The organism is Photobacterium sp. BZF1 (assembly GCF_014349205.1).
In the GTDB taxonomy this organism is placed as follows: domain Bacteria; phylum Pseudomonadota; class Gammaproteobacteria; order Enterobacterales; family Vibrionaceae; genus Photobacterium.
The window spans coordinates 14448-39357 of record NZ_JACSOF010000052.1 but is presented as its reverse complement, the minus strand read 5'-3'; the positions used below and the strand labels follow the sequence as shown (position 1 = coordinate 39357).

The 24910-nt window shown below is 39.3% G+C and carries 19 protein-coding genes; 9 read left to right on the top strand and 10 right to left on the bottom strand.

What is annotated here, in order from left to right; translation table 11 throughout:
• Nucleotides 1-658: 658 nt before the first annotated feature.
• The 7 genes from BIZ37_RS13480 to prsT form a co-directional block, all read right to left on the bottom strand.
• Complete coding sequence (locus BIZ37_RS13480; protein ID WP_187461945.1) at nucleotides 659-2215, bottom strand: RNA-directed DNA polymerase; 1557 nt, start codon at nucleotides 2213-2215, stop codon at nucleotides 659-661.
• Between the two features lie 614 nt (nucleotides 2216-2829).
• Nucleotides 2830-3549, bottom strand: a complete 720-nt coding sequence (locus tag BIZ37_RS13475; protein ID WP_187461944.1) for a hypothetical protein — start codon at nucleotides 3547-3549, stop codon at nucleotides 2830-2832.
• A gap of 405 nt (nucleotides 3550-3954) precedes the next feature.
• On the bottom strand, nucleotides 3955-5376 hold the full coding sequence (locus BIZ37_RS13470) for a phosphomannomutase (protein ID WP_222939672.1): 1422 nt from the start codon (nucleotides 5374-5376) through the stop codon (nucleotides 3955-3957).
• Nucleotide 5377: 1 nt separating this feature from the next.
• Nucleotides 5378-6790: a mannose-1-phosphate guanylyltransferase/mannose-6-phosphate isomerase gene (locus BIZ37_RS13465; RefSeq protein ID WP_187461943.1), complete on the bottom strand. Its 1413-nt coding sequence runs from the start codon at nucleotides 6788-6790 to the stop codon at nucleotides 5378-5380.
• A gap of 439 nt (nucleotides 6791-7229) precedes the next feature.
• A complete protein-coding gene (locus BIZ37_RS30655; protein WP_370577357.1) occupies nucleotides 7230-7625 on the bottom strand; it encodes a VanZ family protein in 396 nt (131 codons plus the stop codon).
• A gap of 60 nt (nucleotides 7626-7685) precedes the next feature.
• The gene (locus BIZ37_RS13455; protein ID WP_187461941.1) at nucleotides 7686-8444 is read right to left on the bottom strand and encodes a serine protease; all 759 of its coding nucleotides are present in this window, start codon (nucleotides 8442-8444) and stop codon (nucleotides 7686-7688) included.
• 57 nt (nucleotides 8445-8501) lie between these two features.
• Nucleotides 8502-11270, bottom strand: coding sequence for an XrtA/PEP-CTERM system TPR-repeat protein PrsT (gene prsT, locus BIZ37_RS13450; RefSeq protein WP_187461940.1), 2769 nt, complete (start codon nucleotides 11268-11270; stop codon nucleotides 8502-8504).
• Nucleotides 11271-11542: 272 nt separating this feature from the next.
• Between prsT and BIZ37_RS13445 the strand changes: the two genes are divergently transcribed.
• The 9 genes from BIZ37_RS13445 (at nucleotide 11543) to BIZ37_RS13405 (ending at nucleotide 22501) form a co-directional block, all read left to right on the top strand.
• The gene (locus tag BIZ37_RS13445) at nucleotides 11543-12592 is read left to right on the top strand and encodes a GNAT family N-acetyltransferase (RefSeq protein WP_222939671.1); all 1050 of its coding nucleotides are present in this window, start codon (nucleotides 11543-11545) and stop codon (nucleotides 12590-12592) included.
• 72 nt (nucleotides 12593-12664) lie between these two features.
• Nucleotides 12665-14152, top strand: a complete 1488-nt coding sequence (locus tag BIZ37_RS13440) for an oligosaccharide flippase family protein (RefSeq protein WP_187461938.1) — start codon at nucleotides 12665-12667, stop codon at nucleotides 14150-14152.
• Nucleotides 14153-14286: 134 nt separating this feature from the next.
• Nucleotides 14287-16029, top strand: coding sequence for an ATP-grasp domain-containing protein (locus BIZ37_RS13435; protein WP_187461937.1), 1743 nt, complete (start codon nucleotides 14287-14289; stop codon nucleotides 16027-16029).
• Complete coding sequence (locus tag BIZ37_RS13430) at nucleotides 16026-16979, top strand: hypothetical protein (RefSeq protein WP_187461936.1); 954 nt, start codon at nucleotides 16026-16028, stop codon at nucleotides 16977-16979. Before BIZ37_RS13435 ends, BIZ37_RS13430 begins: the two co-directional genes overlap by 4 nt.
• 296 nt (nucleotides 16980-17275) lie before the next feature.
• Complete coding sequence (locus BIZ37_RS13425; RefSeq protein ID WP_187461935.1) at nucleotides 17276-17677, top strand: H-NS family nucleoid-associated regulatory protein; 402 nt, start codon at nucleotides 17276-17278, stop codon at nucleotides 17675-17677.
• A gap of 979 nt (nucleotides 17678-18656) precedes the next feature.
• Complete coding sequence (locus BIZ37_RS13420) at nucleotides 18657-19535, top strand: WlaTC/HtrL family glycosyltransferase (protein ID WP_187461934.1); 879 nt, start codon at nucleotides 18657-18659, stop codon at nucleotides 19533-19535.
• A gap of 42 nt (nucleotides 19536-19577) precedes the next feature.
• Nucleotides 19578-20555, top strand: a complete 978-nt coding sequence (locus BIZ37_RS13415) for a glycosyltransferase family 2 protein (RefSeq protein WP_187461933.1) — start codon at nucleotides 19578-19580, stop codon at nucleotides 20553-20555.
• Entirely contained in the window at nucleotides 20556-21326 is a 771-nt protein-coding gene (locus BIZ37_RS13410; RefSeq protein ID WP_187461932.1) for a hypothetical protein, read from the top strand.
• 5 nt (nucleotides 21327-21331) lie between these two features.
• Nucleotides 21332-22501 carry a hypothetical protein gene (locus BIZ37_RS13405; RefSeq protein WP_187461931.1) on the top strand — a complete coding sequence of 390 codons (1170 nt, stop codon included), beginning with the start codon at nucleotides 21332-21334 and terminating at the stop codon, nucleotides 22499-22501.
• A 95-nt stretch (nucleotides 22502-22596) separates the two neighbouring features.
• On the opposite strand, the gene BIZ37_RS13400 is transcribed toward BIZ37_RS13405, so the two are convergent.
• From BIZ37_RS13400 to BIZ37_RS13390, 3 genes are read right to left on the bottom strand one after another with little or no spacing between them, the layout of a single operon-like run.
• Nucleotides 22597-23319: a nucleotidyltransferase family protein gene (locus BIZ37_RS13400; RefSeq protein WP_187461930.1), complete on the bottom strand. Its 723-nt coding sequence runs from the start codon at nucleotides 23317-23319 to the stop codon at nucleotides 22597-22599.
• Entirely contained in the window at nucleotides 23303-23893 is a 591-nt protein-coding gene (locus BIZ37_RS13395; protein ID WP_187461929.1) for an SIS domain-containing protein, read from the bottom strand. Before BIZ37_RS13395 ends, BIZ37_RS13400 begins: the two co-directional genes overlap by 17 nt.
• Nucleotides 23881-24909 carry a dehydrogenase gene (locus BIZ37_RS13390; RefSeq protein ID WP_187461928.1) on the bottom strand — a complete coding sequence of 343 codons (1029 nt, stop codon included), beginning with the start codon at nucleotides 24907-24909 and terminating at the stop codon, nucleotides 23881-23883. The genes BIZ37_RS13395 and BIZ37_RS13390 overlap by 13 nt, the downstream gene beginning before the upstream one ends.
• Nucleotide 24910 lies beyond the last annotated feature (1 nt).

Here is a 24910-nt window from a genome sequence, read left to right as displayed (position 1 = left end):
GGTGTTTACATGTGGATAAGTTATCTCAGTGAACTGAAAAATCTACAAAAAACTGTATAGATATCTCAATCTGTCTAGAAAATATACTATTTAGTGATCCTATTACTAAGATCAACCTCAATAGTATCTTACTCCATTAAAAATCAACCAAATCAGACATATAAAACGAACTCCTACAATACCAAGATCACATGGTTATTTAATGTTGGTTTTATTGAACCTTGATCAACAAACTACACATGACACTACACACTTATAACGATGAATTAATACAAACTATGATATTGATCACTCATTATCCTGAAGCACTAATCAATCCTCTATTTCTGAAAAAGGCATGATCTTTAAGTTCTTCGAACAAGTTACGATAGGAACGTCATTCAAATTTAACGAACCTTAATAGATTTTATCTACCAAAATCTTGCAATTTAAGCTGGTTGAAGCAAGAACTGAACTAGCCAAGCTAGCTCGAAGTTGGACAAAACTGAGTCAGTTATATTACTAAATTAGAATGTAACGGATTAGCCCACGTATGGAAAAGCAACGCCCTGCTAAGGGGTGAGCAACGCAATACAAAAGCCGCCACAGCCCACCTTAATCACTAAATTCAACGCATAGTGAAAATGCCACGCGTTGCGAACCCCTCTTGAGCAGTTTGTTAGCCGCTAACCCCGCCATTTACTAGCTCGATTTCAAATGGACTTTCAGCCATTACTGTCGATGAAATCGAATCATCATAGAAGAGAACATCGGTGCGTAGTAAAAAGTTAAAGCATTCATTCTGCTTTACTGGGTTTTGCCTAGCTACAGGTTTAAACCACTTCCTAGATAAAGCCTCGTATACAAAAAGCCACATATCACCTAGAAGCTCATCCTTTGTCATTAAGCTTTCATACTTCGCAAAGTCTGGTGTGTAAGGCATTAGTCCTTTGTCAAAGCAATCACAAAGTAAGATGGCTACAAAGGAATCTCTCATCGTAACGATACTTTTGGTTACATCCTCTGGTACGTCAATATTTAATACCAAATGAAGCCACAAACAATAAGCCACCTCATTTCCATGACCCAAAGAGCTTTCAGCTAAAGCAAGCTGACGGAGAACCTGAGATACTTTCGCCACACTAAGCTCATACCCCTTGCGTTTATACTTAATCAGTTGATTAGCAACAAATCGGAGTGTACTACTATCTGCGGTTGCGCACTGTAGGACAAAGCTCTCGAATATAGGGTAGTTATTTTCCGTTACATCAATCTCATAGACTCTTGATACTGCATACTTCAAAATAGATTCCGTCGGCATTTCTCGTGCCGCTCGAAACGCTAAATTAAAGTAATGGATGAGGTCGGATTTTTGACCTCCCTCTGTAGAGCGAAAAGAGAATGAACGCATTTCTGAAATCGGTAGAGGCTCAAACTCGTCAGGTAACTGTATTATTTCTGTTTTCAGAGGGTTCAGGGCAAGCTCATACTCATTCAACAACTCCTGCATTACAGTCAATGCTGACTCTGCTTCACCCAACGAGTGAAAACCGAGGTAATAATCATCTATATACCTCAAACCAGAATCAATTCCTTTATCTTTCAACTGCTCGTCAATTCTAGCAAGAATTGACTCTGCTATAACTAACGACGAATCTGGGCCGATTGGTATCCCAATAGTTTGCCCGTCTTGAGAGTCCTGTAAGCACTTGTCAACCAAATTACCAAACAGTGAGTAACTTCGGTTTTTCTTAGCTTTAGCTTTAGTATGATAAGACCATGCAACACTATGAGTATAAATAGAGTGGTAGAAACGGCTAATATCAGTTTTTAATATATATTTATAGCGACTTCTTAAATGTGCATGCAACTCAGGTAACTCACTTAAGGAATATTTGCGATCAAAAGCCCGCTCGCCAGAAGCAGATGAAGTTGGTGTAGTGAGAGAAAGGTGAGACTTTCGAACACATTTATCTATGTCATACCAATTTTCTGTGATTACATCTGCTAATCGAAAGTAGCTCACAGGGTTTGGTATCCCTAATTTTCTTCTTAAAGTCCCCTTTCTCGATACATTGTGAATCCCACACGTTGAGATAAACTTATTATTCCTAAATAAGTTCGGCAACGTATCGTAATTGTCGGCAATAGCTTTAGCATAATGCTCCGTTGTAAACGCAGGTAATGCTTCCTTTGGGAAATATCCCCTAGCCAATAACGTTTCTAATAATGTCATATTTCTCTTAGTTCAAATTTTAGCGACTAACGCTTTGTAGACGGACTCTTTCCGTCTTTGTATTCCGTCTATGCTGCTGCCTTTTATTATGAAACTCAACTGGTATCAACCTGTTATGTGAATCGGCATATAGTTATGGGGGGGCGAATTACGGAAAAATTCCGTATAAGAGAACAAAGTGCGGATTAGATTAACTTAGTCTATTGGTGTACTGCTCAGATGTTCCGTTTACGGCTTCTGTGAAGGTTTGGGGCATAAGCTTTTCAGCATAATGAAAGATCTGGATTACTAGTTCTAGTAGTTTGTTCATCTAGTTCCAGCTTCTGCCAATTAAACGTTAAGACAAGATAATGAATAGTGTTATCAAACTTTGATTAGCCAATAAGAGTTGTACTGCCCTAATGTTCTTTGTTTTAGCTTAGATTGTTGACCGGTATAACGACTACCTTATGTGAAGTCCTTTTCGGTGGTTACTAGAGGAAGCTGTTCTGTGCTAGAGATGTTGTATAGCTCTCTGGATGGTAGGAGAGCTATACAACATTCATAACCGGTATAGCAACAAGCTAAAATACGCATTACCGGTCAGGACATCAGCGGGTTACTGTAAATATTAATTACCCAATACGCCTTCTCATATATAAAAAAGGGAGTGCAGCCAGTGCAAATAAACCCAAGCTTTCTGGTTCTGATACTGCAACAGATTCAATGGTTGTGCCTGTCGGTTGTTGACGCTCATATACAATCGTATGGTTATCGGTTTCGAAGTTTGAACCATGGAACATGATTGATTTAATCTTGTAGTCATCAGATTGAGCGAACAAGTTAATATAACCATAAGGTTGTTTTGGGTTTTTACCCTTGAAGTTATCTGTTGGGTTACCTTTGTACGGTGTAAGATCTTCAAGTGAGTTGAAGATTGACTTGGTTGTAAAGTCAAACATGCCGATAGAAGTATTCACTTGTAGTAAATTTCCTCTATCACCGGCACTCCACCAAAAGCCAAAGTATCCAACTGGCGAATCGAAGTTTAAAGTGACTTTCGTGCTGTTTTTAGGGCTAATAAACAGATAGTTTCCTGTACCTCCTGCTCCGCCCCAAAGTCTAGCGGAAAGTACTTTGGGCGTCCCCTGTACTACATACTCACCGAAGCTTGTTTTTTGATTTGTTCTAAATGTCCCTCTTGACCAGTCATCAAATGTCTCAACAATTTGAGTTCCAGCCACTTGAGATGATTGAACTCCGGGCTTATCAATAGTGAACAACAGGCCAGCCTTTGCTGGAGACGTAAGCATTAGAGCAGAGAACAAAAAGGCAAGCGTCATTTTATTAGTCATGATTATCTCCAACTAGGTGTAGTTCAACAATGATGCTGATACAGTTGCAAACCTAAGACCACTATTTAAAATGTGCAAGTCATTGATTATTAAGGTAGTGCGGATTTTAATCCAGTTGCATATTTGGATTATTGTACATAAGCGTTGCAATATGCCTATCAAACTGTGATATGTGCCGATACTTTTAGACACATTACGCAGGAGCGGGGATATCACACCCACTTGAATGAGTGTCGGGGATATCTATTCTTCTAACTGGCGGGATGTTCTTGGCTTTGGAGAAGTAGGCGTGCCAAGAGAGTGGCAATATTCGCCACTTCCTGAGCAAGCTATTATCAAATGGAGTTCAAAAGAATGTTGTCTGGCTTCTGATAGAGTGCTAACTAGCTACCCCGAAAATACCACTCACATTGATCGGAGTCCATTGAGTGTATGAGTAACTAATTGGTTTGCAATTCTTGATGATTCTGACTCTGCATAGCAGCGTAATTCAGGTGCGTTTCCTGAGGGGCGTAAGTGAATAATATCCCCACTCACTAGTGTCAGTCTTAAGCCATCGGTAACATCGATATTCGTGATCTGTGCATCTTTGAAACCAAGCTTAGAAAGGAAGGGCTCTGGGTGTTCTTTTGCCCTTTCAATAATCTCTGTGCTTTTGATTGTTGCAAAGTTTTGTAGACGGTCACTGTGGGTTGAGCGTGATGGTAAAGTGTTTATTAACTCAGAGATTTTTACTTCCTGAGAAGCCGCTAAAACCATTAAGGCTGGCAAGACCGCATCACGAGTCGGAAGTGCTTTGAGTAAATGGCTGTTGATTTCTATATTTGACCCTAATAAGAACCCACCGTTGGCTTCAAAACCAGCAACTGAGTGGTAGTTGTTCGCTAAATGGGTTATTGCTTCAATTACATAAGGTGAGCCGATTTTGGTTCGAGCTACATGTTTAAAATGTTTGCTACTTTCTATCGCAGTGTTGCAGCTGACAGGGACGGCCAGTGCTTCAATTTGCATTTCGTTTGCACAAAGCAACCCAAGAATATCTCCTCGGATCCAATTGCCCTTTTCATCTGAAACAAGAGGTCTATCACCATCGCCATCAGTAGAAAAAATCAAATCGAGATGATACTGGGAAGACCATTGTTTTGCTTTGTCTTGGTCGTCTTCTGATACAGCTTCTGTATCGATAGGGACAAATTGATTGCTCCGTCCCAGCGGAATAACTTCAGCACCAAGGAGAGAGAAAATCGTAGAGTATAAATCACGACCGGCACTCGAGTGCTCATAGATACCAATCCTTTTTCCAGTGAGGAAATGATGATCAAATAGTGAGGTATAGCGATCAACATAAGCCGCTGAGGCGGATGGATTGATAGGTAAAATAGGCAAATCAGCAATAGGAGAGAAGTTTACATTGGTGTTAAGAATCGCCTCTTCGTCTGCCTTTGTTATTTCCCCGTCAGGTCGATAAAACTTTAATCCGTTTCTATCAAAAGGAATGTGGCTCCCCGTTACCATTATGGCCGGAATAGCATCATCCATTGCCGCGAAAGCGAGCGCCGGGGTCGGAACGACACCGTAGTAAACCACTTCAAGCCCAGCTTGCAAAACTGCTTTGGCACATGCTTGTGCCATTGATGGGCTACTAGGACGATTATCAATGGCTATAGCGACGCGCTTGAAAAGGAATTGACGCTTCATACAGGCTACGAACGCATGAGTAAATGCTGCGCAAGTAGGTATGTTGAAATCTGAGACCAAGCCTCGGGCACCACTGGTTCCAAATTTGATACCAGAAGTCGAAATGATTTCATCGCTATTGAATTCCATTTTAATAACCTTCCCCTATATCATTGATACGGACAATATCATCTTCTTCAAGATAGCTGCCGGTGCGTACCTCTATAAGCTCTAAAGGGATCACTCCGGGGTTTTCAAATGAATGGGCTGCTCCAACAGGAATAAAGGTCGATTCATTTTCACTGACCAAATAGGAACTATCACCGTTGGTTACTTTTGCAGTACCTGACACGACAATCCAATGTTCAGTTCTGTGGTAATGGATTTGGGTTGCTGTTTTTTCTCCCGGTTTAACGGTAACTTTTTTCACATGGTATCGATCACCTTCGGCGATATGATCATGATTTCCCCAAGGGCGGTAGATTTCACGATGTTGAAGGTATTCACTTCTGGATGAATCTTTTAGGCTATCAACGACGTGTTTGACGTCTTGTACTTTATCTTTGTGTGTGACGAGAACTGCATCCTTGGTGTCTACAACAATAAGGTTTTCTACCCCAACAGTGGAGACAAGTTTGTTCTGGGAATACACAAGACAATCATTGGTTTCAACAGTGATAACGTCGCCTTTGGTGACATTGCCATCACTGTCTTTGTCATTGATTTCCCAAAGCGCAGACCAAGATCCCACATCACTCCAGGTGGCATCCATAGGAACGACGACTGCTTTAGTCGTGTTTTCCATCACGGCATAATCAATTGAATCACTCGGGCAATCCTTAAATGATTGAGTGTCTAGCCTTATGAAATCAAGATCGCTTTGCGCTTCAGATAACGCGAGCTTACAAGCATTAAGGATATCTGGATTGTTTTCCTTGAGTTCATCTAAGTAAACAGACGCTTTGAATAAGAATATTCCACTGTTCCAGTAATAATCGCCTGATGCCAAATATGATTGCGCTTTGGCCAGATCGGGTTTTTCGACAAAGGTATCAACGCGAAAGGTGTCTTTAGACAATAGTTCCCCTTTTTTGATGTAGCCGTAACCTGTTTCTGGATGGTGGGGAATAATGCCGAAGGTGATGAGGTTGTCGAGATCAGCAAATTTACTCGCAGTACTGACAGCTTGAATGAAATTGTCAGTGTTTTTGATAACGTGATCGGCTGCAAGTATCAATAGCAGGGGGTCGGTGCCACTTTCAATGGCCCTTAAAGCAGCGAGAGCCACAGCCGGTGCAGTATTTCGCCCTACAGGTTCTAAAATAATTCCACTATGCTCTCTATCTATTTGTCTCAACTGTTCGGCAACAAGAAACCGGTGTTCTTCATTGCAAATAAATAGAGGAGGGTAACTTTCAATGCCGATCAAGCGATTCACAGTATTCTGGAGCATCGTTGAATCACCAACGAGTGACAGGAACTGTTTAGGTAGATGTGTACGTGACATCGGCCATAGGCGACTTCCTGAGCCACCTGCGAGTATAACAGGTAATATTTTATCCATAATAAAGATACTTAATAAAAGAATGTTTTGCCTGTCTTCAATGTGTTAGCTAGATAATCTTCTATTGCGCGGGGATACAAAAAATCTAAAAGAAGGGAGCTAGATGTAGTAGGTAATGACAAGAGTGTAATATCCATATCCTAGTTCCTTTAGTTATGTTGTATTGCATCCAATAAACTGTCTCCTTTTATCAGTATAGAAAAGAAGTCAAGAAAGTGAAAAATATATGCTCTATTTTTAATGTGGTTGGTTTTGTTAAAGGAATATATGATGATAAAGGTTTGTAAGTGATTTGGTAGATTTCGATATATGCATTATGTATAAGGTCTATTTCAGTGTCTTGAGCAGGAATATTAAGCTATAAACGTTTTATTGCAGCTGTGCTTGGAGATAAGGTTGTTATTTATCAGTATCTTGCGTTGGTTTTTTGATAGTTGGCTTAAAGGTGGTGTTTGAAAAAAACAAACTTTTTGCTTAGGAATGGTGATAGATAGTTAATTAACACTAGTCCTAGAATAACACCTATACAATTAGCCAAAAAATCAGTAAGAGATGGTTGTCTTAGGTATATTGTTGATTGGAAGTACTCGAGTAAAGCACTAAATATAATGATAAAGAGGCATGATAGATACTGAATGACTTTATTCTTAAATGTTAGAACAGCAATGCTGGCAAAAAGGCCATATGCGCCTAAGTGTAAAATTTTATCTAAATGGCTTATACCAAAACTATCAATGCTAGGTACATTAGAGGTGGGAGAGGAGTTATCCAACAAAGAAACGTACCCAATAAATAGTGAGTAAATAACTAATGTCGAAAACTTGAGTACAGTCATTTTGGTTATAGCCATAATTATTATACTTTGAGTTAAGTATATTTTGTGACTGTAATTTTTCTAGTTATGTCTATGAATTAATTGTCGCAAATATTTGACAGGTATGGCATATGTGATTGCACTTGGGTCTGATAGCAGTGTTTCTTTTGTTGATTTAACAAAGACTTTGTTGATAACGGCGATGACCTCTCCTGTTTGTTGGTTGTATACGGGGCTACCGCTATTTCCAGGATACGCCGTTGCATCAAATTGGTAGACATTATACGGATTTCTCAAGGCTTTGAGTTGTTTGATTGATAGTTCTCGGGTTGAGTTAACCGGGGTTGCAATCGGAGTAATACTGGATATTATCCCTTGATGAGTGACGGGATATAGCCCGAGTACAGCGCCAATTGGAAAACCAGTAAATGAAAATAGCTCCCCCTCACGAACACTATGCTGAGAGAGGGTCAATGGTTTCAAAGGTGGCCCTGAGATCTTAATCAACGCCAGATCATGTGTTTCATCTCGGGTAAGGAGCGTTGCATTACGAACTTCAGGTGAGCGTCCTTGTCCTATAAAAACAACGAGCTTTTCCCTTTGATTGTGGTTGAGAGTAGTGGGGACAACATGGCTGTTTGTCGCAATAAGTTGGCCATTGCCAACCACAAAACCAGTACCAAGCAGTTGTGAATTAGGTGAGGCTAGCCTGTTATAAGTGCCAACCCCCACAATTGAAGGTTTTATTTTCTGAATTGTTTCCGGTAAGCCGGCAAATGCTGCTTTGGTAACCATCAGAATCAATAATGGCAGGCAGGTTTTAACAATTCGAATCATCATACTGAATATACCTTGAAAACGCCCTACTACGTAGCAGGGCGTTAATATATTTTTGCATTATTGCTCTAAGTTGTTGATTTCAAGCTCAAGCATAGATTTGGTTGCAACCAACTTTGGCTCGTCGGTGATAACTCGATCTAAAATGTCTTTCGCTTGTTTGAGCTTGTTGTCTGAGACTAATCCTTCGGCAAAGTGCAATGCAATCTCCGCATTATTTTTCCTCGCTTTGTACGCCGACTCCAATAGCTCTAAGGCATTGTTGGTTTTTCCTGCTTTTAATAGGCAGTACCCATAAGTGTCAGTGACTTCAACGCTTCTATTGGCAAGGCTATAAGCTTTTTCCGCAAGTTGGCAAGCCTGATCAACTTTTTTGCTATCGAGGTATAGCCAGGCTAAGTTGTTGAGGGCAATGACATTATCTGGCTCTTTAGCAATAATATCTTCGTATTGCTCAATCGCTTTTTCAGGATGTGACTTGAGCTGTAATTCAGCGACTTTTATTTTCAGCGGTTCTGCTTGTTCACCATGTTTTTCTATAACATCCTTTAAAAAGGCAAGCGCTTCTGTATTTTGATTATTTAATGAGTAGGCAGATGCCAGCTCACTGGCTGTTTGAACATTTGGCATCAATTCATATCTTCTTTTCTGTACATCCACAGCAGCAGAGAAGTTTTGTTCAGAGACGAGGATAATGCCGTCTAGTCGTAGTGTGTATGCTGTATCGCGAACGCTTTCAGGAAGTGCGTTTAATTCTTTTTTTGCAGCTGAAAAGTCACCTTTCTTGATGAGTAACGCCGTTTTCATCAATGGAAATCTAACGTCTTGAGGAAAAGCTTTTTGCGCTTTTTTAGAGAACTCTAATCCCTTTACGATTTGATTGTTTTGTGCAGATAACTGAATGATCCTTAGGTATGGGACCGGGTTGTATGGCTTGATTTTTAGCCACTTCTGGTAGCTTTTCTCTGCATCGAGCGTGTTATTCTGGGTGTAGTAAATATTGCCTAGCAACTCCCATACATATTCATTTTTATCAGCTTCGGATACCGACTCAAGCAAGTTTATAGCTTTGGTCTCCTTTTCCTGCAACATGAGAGCTTGAGCTTTATGAACCTTAAGGTTTGGATTAAATTGGTCTTTGTCTATTTGAGCGTCTAGAAGTTCGATTGCATCCTGTAGACGGTCTAGCTGTTGGCTGTAGGATAAGAACTGTCTGTTTACTTTGTAGTGTTCCGGGGCGATCTCTTTGGCCTCTCGAGTTAAAGCTAATGCTTCTTCTAGGTCGCCATCTGAGGCCTTCATTTCAGCTAGAGCTAAGATTGGCTGGATGCTCTTAGGGTTAAGTTCCCTAACTGCAATGAAGTGTTTTTCTGCAGCCTCAATGTCACCTCGTGACTTTTCAATCAATCCCTTGATGAGGAGTGCCGTTTCATCTTGAGGGTTTTCTGATAGCCATTTATCAGCATTTGATTGTGCATCATCTAGCTTACCGAGTTTCAAGTAGTGATAGGCTAAACCTAGTTTTGCGCTTTGGGCCTTAGGGTTGGTATCTAGTGCATTTTGCAGGTTATCTATGCCTGATATATCGTTATTAGCCAGCTTAATAAGCCCTAATGCCGCTTCAGTTTCGCTGCTATCAGCAAGGGATGCTTTCTGTGCTAGGTGTAAAGCTTCTTCATTTCGGCCCATCTTAGATAGCTCTAAGCTGGCTTTGGAAATAAAGTTGCTATCTTGTTCTGAATTGATATTGAAACTGTTTAAGGACTCGACAGCCTCATCAACATACCCAAGCTTAAGCTGTGTAACACTCAAAAGCTTGTGAGAAATATGGGTGTCATTGACTAGGGGGGTGATCCTTGAAAACACTCTATGGGCTTGCTCATACTGACCAAGTTGGAAAGCAGATACACCTGATATTGTCGATACCCTGAGGTTTCTAGAGCCGTTGTTGATAGCACGATCAGCATGTAATTTTGCATCAGCGTAGTTTTGGTCAACATAAAGGAGAATAGACTTAAGTTCATTGACAATGGCACTTTGGTCATTGATTTTAAGTAGGTTATCTACAAGTGGCCCTGCTTCTTCGAATCGTTTGTCGTTAACGAGTACTTGCGCAATGAACAGCGTATACTGCAGTGCATAGGGTGACATTTCGTAGCCAGTACTATAACTTTCGTAAGCTGCCTTGTAATCTTGCTTCGCTGATTCTAAATGTCCTTTAAAAAGCCATACATCACTGTTGGCTGTAGGGTCGTTCGTCAAGGCGTCGACGATTTCTAATGCACCATCAATGTCCTCTTTATCAGCTAATAGTGTTGCGTTACCGAGTTGTGAGTAAAGAGAGGAGTTTCCGGCTTCTTTCAATAAGAGCTCAGCAGCATCACGATTACCAAGTCTAATTTCTGCAATGGCAGCCATACCCAATAAATCTGGAGAGCGGGTTATACCTTCAGCCTGTGATTCATCTAAGAGCAGAATAACTTCTTCCAACTTGTTCTGATTGAGCATCGCTTGGGCAAGTAGAGGATATATGTTTTTTGCATCGCTACCGAATTTCAGTGCCTTAGAAAGCTCTTTCTCGGCACTTTGGTAGTTACCTTGCTCAAGGTACAACTTACCAAGCATATATCTAGGAAGAGCGTCTTCTGTCGATTGTTGGATAGCATTTTTGAGTTCAATGATCGCCGCATTGACTTCATTTTTACTCAGGTATGATTCAGCACTTTCTATGTACTTATTTGCAAAAGAAGTGGTTGAATACAAAGAAGAGATGGTGAGAAGACCAACGATTGTAAATTTTTTAATATCTTGGGATGTTCTATAAGACATAATTTTCTCAACAATGACAAAAAATTTATAGACATTTTTAGAATAGACGCTATTAGTTAAATGTATAAATATTAAGTGAATAAAGTGAAAATTTATATCTGATTAACTGTACGGTTAGTGTTAGGTAATTAGTTGTATTTCAAGTGCTTGCACAACACGGTTGTAAAAGGCGAATTTAAGGATGAATTTTGACAATACGACAGCGGAACAACCTCCAGTGCGAAATATACCAAAACCCAAGCAAGGAGTGGCTAAGTCGGGCGTGGTCTGATTTGGAAGCACGGGCAGCTCCGAACTTTTTCTTGTCCTGGTTGTGGATTGGCACCTGGCTCAAGCATTTTGTAAGTGATTTTTCAGTCATTGAGGCTAGAAATGCCGGTGTTACAGTCGGCTTAGGCATTCTTATAAATCAAAAAACGCATTCTTCCCTGTTCGGACTGCGTGCCAAATATTACCTCCACCGGACTGGCGTGATCAGTCAGGATCAGGTGTGGATAGAGTACAATGACTTCCTTATGGTGGCTGGAGACGAGTCCAGAATTCGCACTGCTATGGCCTCATGTGTTGTCCATTCTCTTGATAAAAGGGAAGCACTTGTCATCGGGGCAAGTGATGATGGAAAGTTCAGTTGCATTAATCAGTTAGGACTTCATGAAAGGAAGGTGTGGGAAACGCGTAATTACTCACTTGACCTACACAAACTCAGGCAGACGAATCAATCGGTTCTTGAAACGCTTTCTCGCAACGCGAGATATCAGATACAGCGGAGTATTCGAAATTATCAGAAGTTCGGGGGTATATCTGTCACCAAAGCTAGCAATGCTGCCGAAGCACATGACATGCTTCTGATTGCAAAACCGTATCATCTTGCCCGGTGGGGGGGGAAAGAGCAATGTAGTGGCTTTGCCAACCCTGAGTTTGTTGCTTTTCACGAGGAATTGATCGCTGAAGGAATTAAAAGCGGTGCTATAGAGTTAAATCATATCAAGGCTGGGGACGAGACTATTGCTGTGATTTATAACTTCAAATACGGTAATCACGTCTACTTCTATCTCTGCGCAATCAATTACAGCCATTCGGGGGCACAATTTAAACCTGGGATGGTTTCTCACTATTTATTGATTGAAAAAGCGCTAGAGGAGGGGCTTGAGTCCTATGATTTTATGGGGGGGACGGCAAGGTACAAGGCCACATTCTCAAATAGACAAGGGGCATTGTCAGTATGCCAATACGAGCATCAAAGGCCCTCCCTTATTGTAGAAAATGCCCTTCGGAGAGTTAAGCAGCGTTTCTTACCCTCAGAAATGAGTAGTGGGAAATAGTACGTGCCTTTAAGGATGAGGTTGAACTCACAGTACACTCACCTAGTCAGGATCAAGGTATAGGTGAGTGACATGGCTGATAGGTTATTAAAAAAAGTCGCTTCTGGTTATCTGTGGAACCTCCTGACTAAGTGGCTAAATAGGACAATAGGCCTGATTAGTACGTTGTGCTTGGTGAGGTTGCTTGATCCAGAAGCATTTGGTGTCGCCGCCTTGGCCAGTATCGTCATTGCTTTTTTTTCTATGTTGTCAGATGCTGGTACGGAAAAGTATTTGATCAAGTCTAAAGACTGTACCGATAAAATGTTAGATAGCGCTTGGTCGCTTAACATTGTGCTCAAATTCGGCTGTGGTTTTGTGATTGCTATATTGGCGCCATCAGTTGCAAAATTGATGAATGAACCCGTTTTAGTTGACGTCCTTTTAGCTTCTAGCCTGTTACCCCTAATAAGCTCCTTCAAAAATATTGGCCTAGTACAGTTCGAACGTGATCTTGATTTCCAGCCACTTGCGAAGTTGGCTATCTCAGTGAAGATGACTGTCGTTCCCGTTACTTTGTTACTCGCCTTAATGTTACAAAGTTATTGGGCACTCGTTATAGGAGTGATTGTAAGCGAGGTCCTTACTGTACTTGGTTCTTATCGCATCCATAGTTATCGTCCTCGCTGGTCAACGGCGTTGTGGGCAGAGCAGTGGGGGTTTTCTAAGTGGCATTTACTGTCAGTGACGTCGGGTTATATCAGATCACGGATTGAGACCTTGATGATTTCCCGGTTCCTTCCGAGTAGCTCTGTGGGTGTTTACAGAGTGAGTGAGGAGTTTGCATGGTTGCCGTTTACCGAAATCATCGCGCCCGCAACAAGTTCACTGTATTCCGGGGTAACGAAAATCAGAGACTCTCGCAAAGAGCTGAATGACAGTATTTTAAAATACTTGGCGATGTCATATTTGCTGGTTGTCCCCTCCGTATTCGGAATTTATACCCTGAGTGAAGATTTTACCGTTGTTGTTTTAGGGGAAAGATGGATAAGTGCAGCGCCTATATTAGGCCTTCTAACGATATCAATGTTGACAATGCCATTGAATATAGGCTTACAGACGGTGTTGACTAACTTGTCTAAGCAGCTTTATTTAGTTGCGATAGACATTGTCATGATTTGTACAATTGTTGGCTGTTTGTCTTGGGTGGCGATGAATGGAACGATGGATTTAGAGGCATTTACTTCAGCAAGGATCCAATTGGTTGCGCCCTTCATTGTCATTTTCATTGCTGTGTATAAATGTGTGTTGCAAGTCAGTGTTTTAAGGCAATTTACGCTCTTAATTGTCCCAATGTTGCCTGCTGCGTTAATGGTGAATGTACTCAATGTTATTGCTGATGAATTCTATTTTGGTCGTGTCATCAATCTAATGATCTTGGTAGCGGCAGGTAGTATGACATATATAGTCTCGATGGTAGCTGTAATTGTGCTGACAAAAAAATTAATCCCAGAATATGGCTTTGTGTATAGCCTTATTCAAAATGCAACCATTGCGATGCATAACAAAATAGTACGATAGAGAGTGATAGACTTGTTTGGTTTGGTGGTGTTTTGTGTGCCATCCTAATCTAAAGAGGTTGTGGTGGTGTTACGTACACCTGAAAGGGAAATTTAGTGAAGTCTAAGTGAGCGATTATGAATAGGCTGAAAGGGATGGATACGAAAAAAGTATTAATTCTCGGTGAGGATACGAGGAGTTTCCTTTCTGTTATACGTTCATTAGGTAAGGCGGGATATGAAGTGCATGTTGTCTGTTACGACAGAACAAGTCCGTCTTTAAAGAGTAAATACATCACAAATACCTACTACTACAACTATCAGGCGTATTCACACCAAGAGTGGCTAGAGAATGTATTGGCGCTTATCGAAAGATACCAATTTGATCTTGTCATTCCTTGCGACGAGAGGGCAATGTATCCCCTTTGGGCATCTAAAGATAAAATGCCGGACAGCACCAAGTTGGCTATCGCAAACCAAGAAGCATTGGACGTACTGTTCGACAAGTGGGAAACGAAGAAACTTGCCCAAGAGTGCGGTATTCCTGTAGCAAAAGGCAAAGTGGTAGCGCTGGCCCAGTATGATTATCCAACATTACAGAAAACGTTTGGTAATGAATTTGTTGTCAAACCGCTACAGTCATTTGATGAAGGTGAACTACACAAGAGAAACCGGGTCGTTATCGTCAAATCTGAGGGTGATTACCATCAATCTCAGGCGTCCGCACAGTCAAATGATCCTTTTCTCGTAGAAGCGTTTTTCAGTGGTAAAGGAGAAGGGGTCTCTGTCTTTTCAATTAATGGTGAATTAAAAGCGGCCTTCGCTTACAAAAGGGTTGCTGAGCCCGATTCTGGCGGGGGGAGCTCATATAGAGAAAGCATAGACATCGACGAAGAATTACTCTCCGCAACGGAAAGCATGTGTAGCAGGACAAACTATACTGGCGTCGCAATGTTTGAGTTTAGGAGAAACTTAACCAGTCGTGAGTGGATACTTGTAGAAGTTAATGCAAGGTTTTGGGGAGGGTTACCATTAGCGATTTATGCAGGGGTTGATTTTCCCAGGTTGTATGCGGACTATCTTTGTTATGGTATAGCGCCCCAACAGATACAGAGAGAATATAAACGTGGTATAACCGCACGATCATTGACGAATGACTTATATGAGGCCAAGAGAGAATTTGAAAAAAGAGCCAAACTGCAGGGTAAGTTGAAAGCACTGCCACACCTTAGTTATCGACTAGCTGAATATGGCAAGGTGTTAACACCTAAAGAAACCATTGATTCCTTAGATATTCGTGATGTAAAGCCTTACATTAGCGAGTTATCACTGATATTAAAAGAACTCTCAAAACCTTTTTTCAAAAACACAATTTATACAAAATGTCGTCGTTATGTAATGGAAAAAAAGCTTAGACGGCTTTTTATCGTCAATGCAAAAAGAAGAATAATTTTTGTCTGCTACGGCAATATAATGCGTAGTCCATTTGCTGAAGAGTACTTAAATGATAAGTTTCATGAGATTATAACCAAACCTCAATTAGATTCTTATGGTTTTCACCTTGATGAGTTTAGAAGTAGCCCTGAAACAGCAATAGAAGCAGCATCACAAATGGATTATGATTTATCAAAACATAGCTCAAAATGTCTAACACAGTTAGATATCAGGGACACGGACATAATTATTTTCTTCGATGAAAAAAACAGAAACATTATTGAAAAGTTTTACAGGATTAATCATTCATTCTGTGCAGCAGACTTGCTTGATGAAAATGACCCTCTGACTTTAGAGATTGATGATCCTTATCATGGTGATGTCAATACTGTGAGTGATTGTTATGATCAAATTAAACGTTCTGTAGATAATCTGATGAAAATATATAGAGAGTCGACCCAATGACTGAACCTAAGCTAAATATAGTTATTCATGCCGAAGAAGAATTTGATTGGGATGGTGGTTTTTACCGTTCAAATACTGAAGTGACCCATCATGATAACCTAATTGATTTCATACATGAAATTATACATTGCGGTGGAACAGTGACTCTCGCGATGGATTATCCTTTTGTGACAAGTCAAGGTGGTAAAAAAGTTATCAACGAGTTTAAGGGGTATGCGGGTGAGTGCATAGAGTTTGCCTCTCATTTACACCCATGGGTAACTCCACCGTTTGAGGATGATTGCGATAGGATATCTGATCATTTTTCCTTCCCTTGTAACCTTACCAAAAAAATGGAATATGAAAAGCTTAAGCGTCTAACTGATTCGATTGAAGACGAAACAGGTATAAGGCCAATTACCTATCTTGCAGGACGCTATGGTATTGGAGAAAATACAACGGAAGTTTTAAAGTCATTGGGGTATAAAGTTGATTTGAGCATTAGTGCATATACAAACTTTTCTCACGCTAAGGGACCTGACTTCAGTCAATATACGTGTAAACCTCATATTAGCAATGATATCTACTATATCCCCCACACATGTTCTGTTGTGGCATCAAGCAAGGTTTTCGAAGACCACTTAAACTCCAACCCTGAGCATTTCCGGGTTTTTAACGAAAATAGGGCGTTAAGGCTGTTATCAAAACCATTTGGGGTCAAAAAGTATAGACTTTCACCAGAAGGTTTTACGCTTAAACATATGATAGCCGCAACAGAAAACCAGTTAAGGATAGGTCAAAGTGAATTTATCTTATCTTTCCACTCACCAAGTGTGAAGATTGGCCTAACACCCTATGTACACTCTGAAAAAGAGCTCAGCACATTTAAGTCATCAGTACTGGACTACATCAAATGGTTTGAAACCATATCAAATAGCAGTAATTTTTTGCCGATGAGAATGATCTCTTAATAGGTGTTAGCAAGAGTTGTGTAATAATGGTGGTTTACTTTAAGCTTCTGTTATTAATGAGATTTTGTCTGGGTGTGGTGTGGCGATGGTAAAGCCGACTCAGCTCTCATCATTTAGTACCAGGTAAACAACGTTGTGAATAGCGATTAATTCTTAATTTTCACGTTTTGAAAATACCGTTTGATTATTACCTCCAAAAGTTCGTTGGAACAATTGTCATTAATAATAAATAGTATAAAGTTTAATTTTAGTGTAAAGTGATTATCCTTTAAAATATAAGTATCAAAATTAGAATTATGAGCGACATTTTTAAAACACTATTAAACTTGCGTTCTCTGCGTGCAACAGCACGAGAGGAGTTTACTTTAGAACAACTTCAGGAAGCACTTGAGAAGCTACAAACTGTGGTTGCTGAGCGAGAAGAAGCTGAAGCTGAATCTCTAAAGGCTGATAAAGAAAAAGAAGAAAAACTCAAAGCTTACCGTGAAATGCTTATTGCTGATGGTATTGACCCTGAAGAGTTATTAGGGACATTGGCTAATGCACCTAAAAAATCTAAACGTGCACCTCGCCCTGCTAAGTATAAGTTCATTGTTGATGGTGAAGAGCGTACTTGGACTGGCCAAGGTCGTATGCCATCACCTATAAAAGAAGCTATCGAAACTGAAGGCAAATCAATTGAAGATTTCCTAATTTAAGCATTGTAAAGCCCCTATCTGGGGCTTTTCAATTTAACTAAATACTTTTTTCTTTCAAGTTGGTTATTTCGTCTAGTTACGACTGGGGTTTGCTGTTTAGGTGTGCTACCTTGGATGATGGCGTGTACCTGTGCTGTCAGTATCCTCATCATTTGTTACTGAGGAATAGCACTTTCACAAGTGTATCGTGTAGTAAACTCAGTTAGCACAAACTCAAAAAGAACTAAAGATTGATGGTCTGGTCGTCAACATATTCACATGCTTATGTGGAATTAGATGGTAAAAAAATGCCATCAACTCTATGCGCTTCCCTAGTGTAATTTAGCAAAGCTTTCCTCATTTAGTTCAACATAATCCTAATGATCACAATCGAAGGTTGTATTGCCATGAGCTAAGTGCAACCCTGTGGCTCCAGTGTTGATATCACTACTTTAAACTGTGTTAGTGATGCTTAATCCACGTTATCTTTTTACAAATATTCAAAATACCTCTAGATAGATGAAACATGGAAATTTTACATTATAAAACAGTACTCTATTCGACTGTATCTGTTGATAGAAACTTCCTCCAGATAAAATTTATCCAGTTTTCGTAGAGTCAGAAGCTCGAAAGGGGAAAAATTTGCAAATTCTGCTTTCATAGTCTTTTATTATGATATTGGTTACATTTGGTAAACAATCGAAGAAAGGACTTCAGAATGATTGTGACTGTTCGACTTAGACTGTGTTTAGGAATTGTGTGTTCACCATTAAAACCTATTTCAGTTTCGAAGGTCGATGACACAGAGGCGAGTAGCAAAAATTTTTACCTAGTTCCTATAAACGGCCTTGTTCTCTGCTTCATAAAAATCAAGGATAGACTTTTCTTTGATTCATCAAATCCAATAAATAAGATGCCCTATAAAATATACTGTAAGGATAGATATTTCTGTAAAAATAATATGACCTTTTGCTCAATGAATCGTATGTGGGAATTTTAAATGAACAACACAAGTAGACAATCAATGGATCGGGTTTACATAAGCGGTTACTGGACTGTTGGTACAAATGTTAAGAAAGCTAAAAGTGTCTACTTATTTGGAATAGAAAGAACTTTTCAGCTGTTAAAGAATTCCAATTTGATTTTTTTTACTGATGATGATGAGATCTTAGAGGTAGTGACGGGGTTATCAAAAAAGTGGAATATTAAACTAAAAATCATAAAGAAGAATATTCATGACTTACCGGCACAGCAATATATAGACAGTGTCATATGTGCCGCTGAAAGAATGTATAGTTCACCAATCCCTATTGACTATAAAAAGAGTATGGAAAAAGGGGTCATACATTACTATCGTGATCTAAAACACGCTGGTAGGGAGAATTATCAAAAACTACTATTAATATGGTTAAGTAAAATATTCCTTGTTAATGAAATTATTCGTAGTGATATAATTTTAAACGAAGAGTATAAACTATATTGTTGGATAGATTGTAGTGCTGAGCGGTTTTCTTTTGTAAGAAGTAACTGGAATTTTACAAAACAATCCTTACCGATGAATAAATTAAGCCATTATACATCTGGTAGCTTGAGTTACATGGGTGTTAGCATACCAATATCGGCTTCTTTTTTAGCCGGGAACCCTATTGTTTGGCAAGAAATTGAAGAGCTTTTTATCCAAGAATTAAAAGACATCAATAATGATAACTATGCTCATGATGAAGAAACACTCCTCACAAACATTATTTTAAACAAACCTGAATTGTTTCATACGATTGGTGATGTACATGAAGTTAAAATTAACAAGCTTTTGTCAAATCTAGTTTCATCAACAATGAAAAAAGTTGTTTATTATAGAAGCAAAATAAAACACATGTAGATATGGATACTTAATTTAGGTATCTATAAAGGGAATATAGTTATGGAAAACGAAAATATTTTATTTTCTATTATAATTCCGACACGAAACCGACCTGTTGAGTTCAAAGCAGCACTGGATTCTGTGCTTGCCCAAACTTACAAAAATGTTGAAGTCATCGTTGTAAATGATGGTAGTAATCAGAACTTTAGAAGTGAATATGACGCGCTTGAACTTGAATATCCAGCCGTTAAATTTCTAAATCTTATCGAACGTACACGTGGACATGGCCACTGTTTTGCTAGAAACCAAGGGGTAGAAGAGGCTAAAGGGGATTTCATTGGCTTTCTAGACGATGATGATTATTGGAGTGACCCTGATTTCTTGAGTGTTGCTTCAACTGCTATTAAAAAGAGTAATTCAGACTTTTACATAGCTAACCAGCAAGCAATCACCCACGAAGGAGAAAAAATTAACAACGTCTGGGTTGAAAATTTACGAGAAAAGCTTGATAAAAAAGATCCTCGTTTATCAAATGAGATATTTGAAGTTTCGATTTCAGAACTATTTAAAGCGTCTGGTTTTCCTCATCAAAATGTCTGTCTTATTTCACGTGATTTATATCTTTCAGTCGGTGGGATGGATGAAAACTTGCGGTATGAGCCAGATAGGGATATTTATCTAAGAGTTATTGATAAATCGAGCACAATTTTATATGACAGTCGGGTTGTTGCGATTCACAATGTCCCAGATAAGAGCAAATCAACAAACGCATCAACAAAAACAAACCGACTAGAGAAACTTTTATTTCAATTGCGTACAGCTGAAAAAAGTATTCTCTTTGCTGAAAATTCTGAAGTAATTACCTTCAATAAAATGAGAAAAGGATATATTTTAAAGCATATCTGTGAAGAACTGATTAAGTCTGGTAAAAGGGATCTTGCTTATTTTTACGCAAAAGAAGCACTGAGTATCTCATTTACGTTAAAATGGATGATGTTTACAGTACTTTGCTGGTTTAGAAAAGGGAGGGCTAAATAGATGTTCACAATTAGTGAAGTTAGACATTTGCACAAGTTATCTAACAAGCGTAGCTTAGTATTACTTCTCAGTCATATGCGTGCATACACTAGTTTAACTGGCCATGTCTTGGGCAGTCATAATGAAATAGAAGGTTATTATGAGATGCATAAGGGCTATTTTAGCTGGAAAAGTGTTTATCATGCAAAACTGTTGTATTATTCAGACCATCCTGTAAAAAAATCTGCAAGGTTTTTATTTGATAAAGTTTTGCATAATGAACATTATGTTTCTACTGATTTAGTAAATAAGAGCGATATACTCCCGATTTTTTCAATAAGAAAGCCAGAACAGACGGTTAAATCAATAATTAGGCATTATGAGCGCATAGATCCAAGTCATCAATATTGCAACCCAGAATATTCAGTCAGATACTATATAGAAAGAGTTAATGAGTTGGCATCTATGAGCCAAAAGCTAAAACGTGGTTATCTTTATTTTGATGCTGAGGCGATAAAAGAGGATACTCAAAGTTTGCTACTCTTCTTATCAGATAATATGAAACTAAATGAACCACTTTCTCCTGAATATAAGAAAATGAAACAAACTGGAAGTAGGTTCTCTGGCGATAGTTCTGAGGAATTATTTTCAGGCAAGATTCAAAAAGATAATAAGCAAACAGACGGTAATGTTGAATTAAATGAAGCGTTATTACATGATGCAAATGTAGCTTACCGAAGTGCAAGAGATGAAATTATTAAAAACGCTGATAAATCATTTATATTAGGTTAATTGATATGAGTCGTTCAATCGTAATTGTTGATATATTAAGTCATGCGAATATGCATCTCCCCTTTAATGAGGGGTACATTAAATCTATGCGAAAGGCTTTTCCTGAAGATGAGATTATTTTTGCGGGTTCAAAAAATCATGTTGGTAATTTAAAGCAATTTATTGAACCAGAGTATGAAATTTCCTTTAAGTGCATAAAAGACTTTCAGGAGCAGCTTGGAACTAAGTCCTATCATAACCCTTTTTATGCGATTCCAGCTTCACGCCGTAGTTGGAATGAAATCATGGAAATCGTTGATAATAAGGATGTGAGAAACATTAGCTTTTTAGGGGCTAATGGCCCTCTTATCTCTACATTTTCAAAAAAAGGAAAAGCATTAAGAAGCAGTTCAATACATTACATTCAACATAATCAATTATCTACATCTATGCGATGGCGTTCCAAAAACCCGTTTTTCAAATATTTCGATTACTTGTCTGTAGTAGGTCGTGGGCTGCCAAAAAACCAAAGGCTTATCCTATTAGAATTGGGCCTTGAGCAGGTACTTGTGGATCATGCGCCAAAAATTGAACCTTGCCTTGAAACCATAGAGCATCCTGTTCAAGAAAGAGAATACATGCCGCCGAAACCTGTTGACTCTGAAAAGCCAATTAACATTGCATTTTTAGGAAATTGCGGAGTAGGAAAGGGGTTTGATACATTTTTACGGGTTGCCAAAAAATTTAGTGGCGATAAGTATAATTTTTATGCTATTGGAAAAAATAATATTTCACTAACCGGTGATTTATCATTTGATGGTTTGAAAACCTTACCAGCTGATGGTCATCTACCAAGGGAGGATTTCGTTGCTCTACTTGCTAAGATAGATATGGTTTTCTTGCCGCTACCTAAAACTACCTCATATGTCTCTAGCGGCAGTATTATTGATGCCTTTGCGTCAAGTAAGCCCCTAATTATTAGTTCTAACCAATCAGTAAGAGAAATTGAAAGGAAGTATGGGGAATACGGGATTACTTACTCAACGCTGTCAGAATTAGAGAGTATTTTAATTGAATTTAATGCTGAAAAGCTTGAGTCTAAAAGTAAAACGTGGCAGGAAAATATCAATAAAATTAGGCAAGCTCGTTCAGAATCAGGGATTGCGAAACAACTTAGAGATTCTATATTGGTATAAGTTTATGTGCTTATCATCTTTGCCAAATCAAGATAAAGCTACTGTTGTTAATAACTTTCCAAGTATTAACAACAGTATCAAGTATTAGGGAAGTTTTAGTTAAAGCCTGATTTGAAGTCTTCTTGTGCTTTCTTGTAATCGTTTGGGATCCCAATATCAATAAAATATCCTGAAGTAATTACACCGGACATGCAATTGCAAGATATTGATTTTTCGAGAAAGTCTTGTTCGAAAGAAAATTTACTTTTTTCAGGTAGTTTTGATAGGATGTTGTTCTTTACAAGATATACGCCTGCGTTAATATATCCGCCAACACCACTTTTCTTTTCTTCGAATCCGGTAATTAAACAATTATCATGCGTAATTCGGCCATACCGACTTGTATCTGACATATGCTTCAGCGTAAAGACTATATCTGAATTACGGACGTTGATTTCATTGAGCATGTCATCAAGTTGATATTCAACAAAAGTATCACCATTAACGACTAGTGTTTCCCCATCAGCAAGGTTGACGTTCTCTTCTAAAGCTTGCTTGATTGCTCCACCGGTACCTAGCGGTTCCGTTTCGACGGAGTAATGGATAGCTACACCTTTGAAACTTTTACCGAAGTGTTCAATTATTTGCTCTTTTCTATAGGAGACAGCGAGAACGATTTTTTCTACACCCTGATTAATCAGGTAGTCAATGATGTACTCCAGAAAAGGTTTGTCGGCTACTTCAACCATTGGCTTAGGAACATCGTTCACAACGCTGCGTAAACGCGTCCCTAATCCCCCACACAAGACTATTGCTGTTATATCAGCCGTATTTTGCATGGAAAAGCTCCTTCTCAACATACGCGCAGATGATATGTCCTATTAATATATGTGCTTCCTGAATCCGCGGTGTGTGAGTTGAAGGTACACCGATACAGATGTCACAGGTATTTTGAATCTTACCCGATGTCCCAGCTAAGCCGATAGTTGTTAGCCCTTTGCTTCGTGCAGCTTCAAATGCGGCTAATATATTGGCAGAATTACCTGATGTACTGATCCCGATAAATACATCGCCAGACTGTCCATTTGCTTCTATCTGACGTGAAAAGAGCTTCTCGAAACCATAATCATTGCCAACGGCAGTGAGTATTGATGTGTCTGTTGTTAATGCTAGGGACGGCAATCCTGGTCGGTCAAATTCAAATCGGCTAACAAATTCTGCGGCAATATGTTGAGCATCTGCAGCGCTACCTCCATTACCTGCAATTATAACTTTGTTTCCTCTTTGGTATGCTTCCAAACAGAGCATCGCAGCCTTGTTGATATTCTGAACTACTGTCTCTGTTGATAGAAGTGCCTGTTTGGTTTCAATAGACGCTGAAATATGCTGTTCAATAAATTCTAAACTGTCCATGATTGTGTACCTTGCTGGGTAAATCTGAAAGGTTGGATATGACCATCAAGCTCTTTTAGTGCTCTTTCAACATCAAGGCGGCGAATAGGATCTACAAATAACATCATAAATCCGCCTCCCCCTGCTCCTGAGATTTTGATTGATTTAGCACCAGCGCTAAGAACTTTATCTTCTATAGATTCTATTTGAGGAGTAGATATTGAATCTGAAGTGGATTTTTTGGCATTCCATGCCTCTTGAAGGAGTTGTGCCATTCCATCAATGTTTGACTTCAAGAGACACTCTTTCATCGAATAGGCTAAATGCTTCACTTCATGCATTGCTTCTAGGGGTTTTTTGTTATCAGATGCGGTTGTCTTAACTTGATCATCTATAATCTTGGCCGATGAACGAGATACCCCTGTAAAGAACAGTACAATTTGGCTTTCAAGTTCATTGATAATACTTTGCCTAATACGAAGAGGATTAACAATAACGCGCTCGTTCTCGAAGAATTCCATGAAGTTGAATCCTCCAAACGTTGTCGCATATTGATCTTGACGCCCACCAGAGAGATCACAATCAACGCGCTCGATCTCATAGGCCAATCGAGCAATATCGTATTCACCCAAGGGGAGGTTGAGTAACTGTTGATACGCACTGATTATGGTAACAACCATTGTTGAAGAAGATCCCAACCCACTTCCGGGTGGTGCATCCGAGTATGTATATACCTTCACCGGTAAAGGTTTATTATCATTGAAATCACGTATGATTCGGTTGTATACAGCCTTGTGTAGCAGTAAGTCACCTTCTAGCGCAAGTGTATTGAGTAAAGGTGAGTGAAAGGTATTATTGATATCTTGCGCAATAAAAGTGATGCCATCTTGAGGTTCAAGCAGCTCGATAGTACAGTTTGCATACATATCTATCGTCGCATTTAGGACACATCCCCCGAACTTATCGCTATAAGGTGAGATGTCTGTTCCGCCGCCGGCAATACCAAGTCGAAGTGGAGAGCGTGCTCTAACGATCATA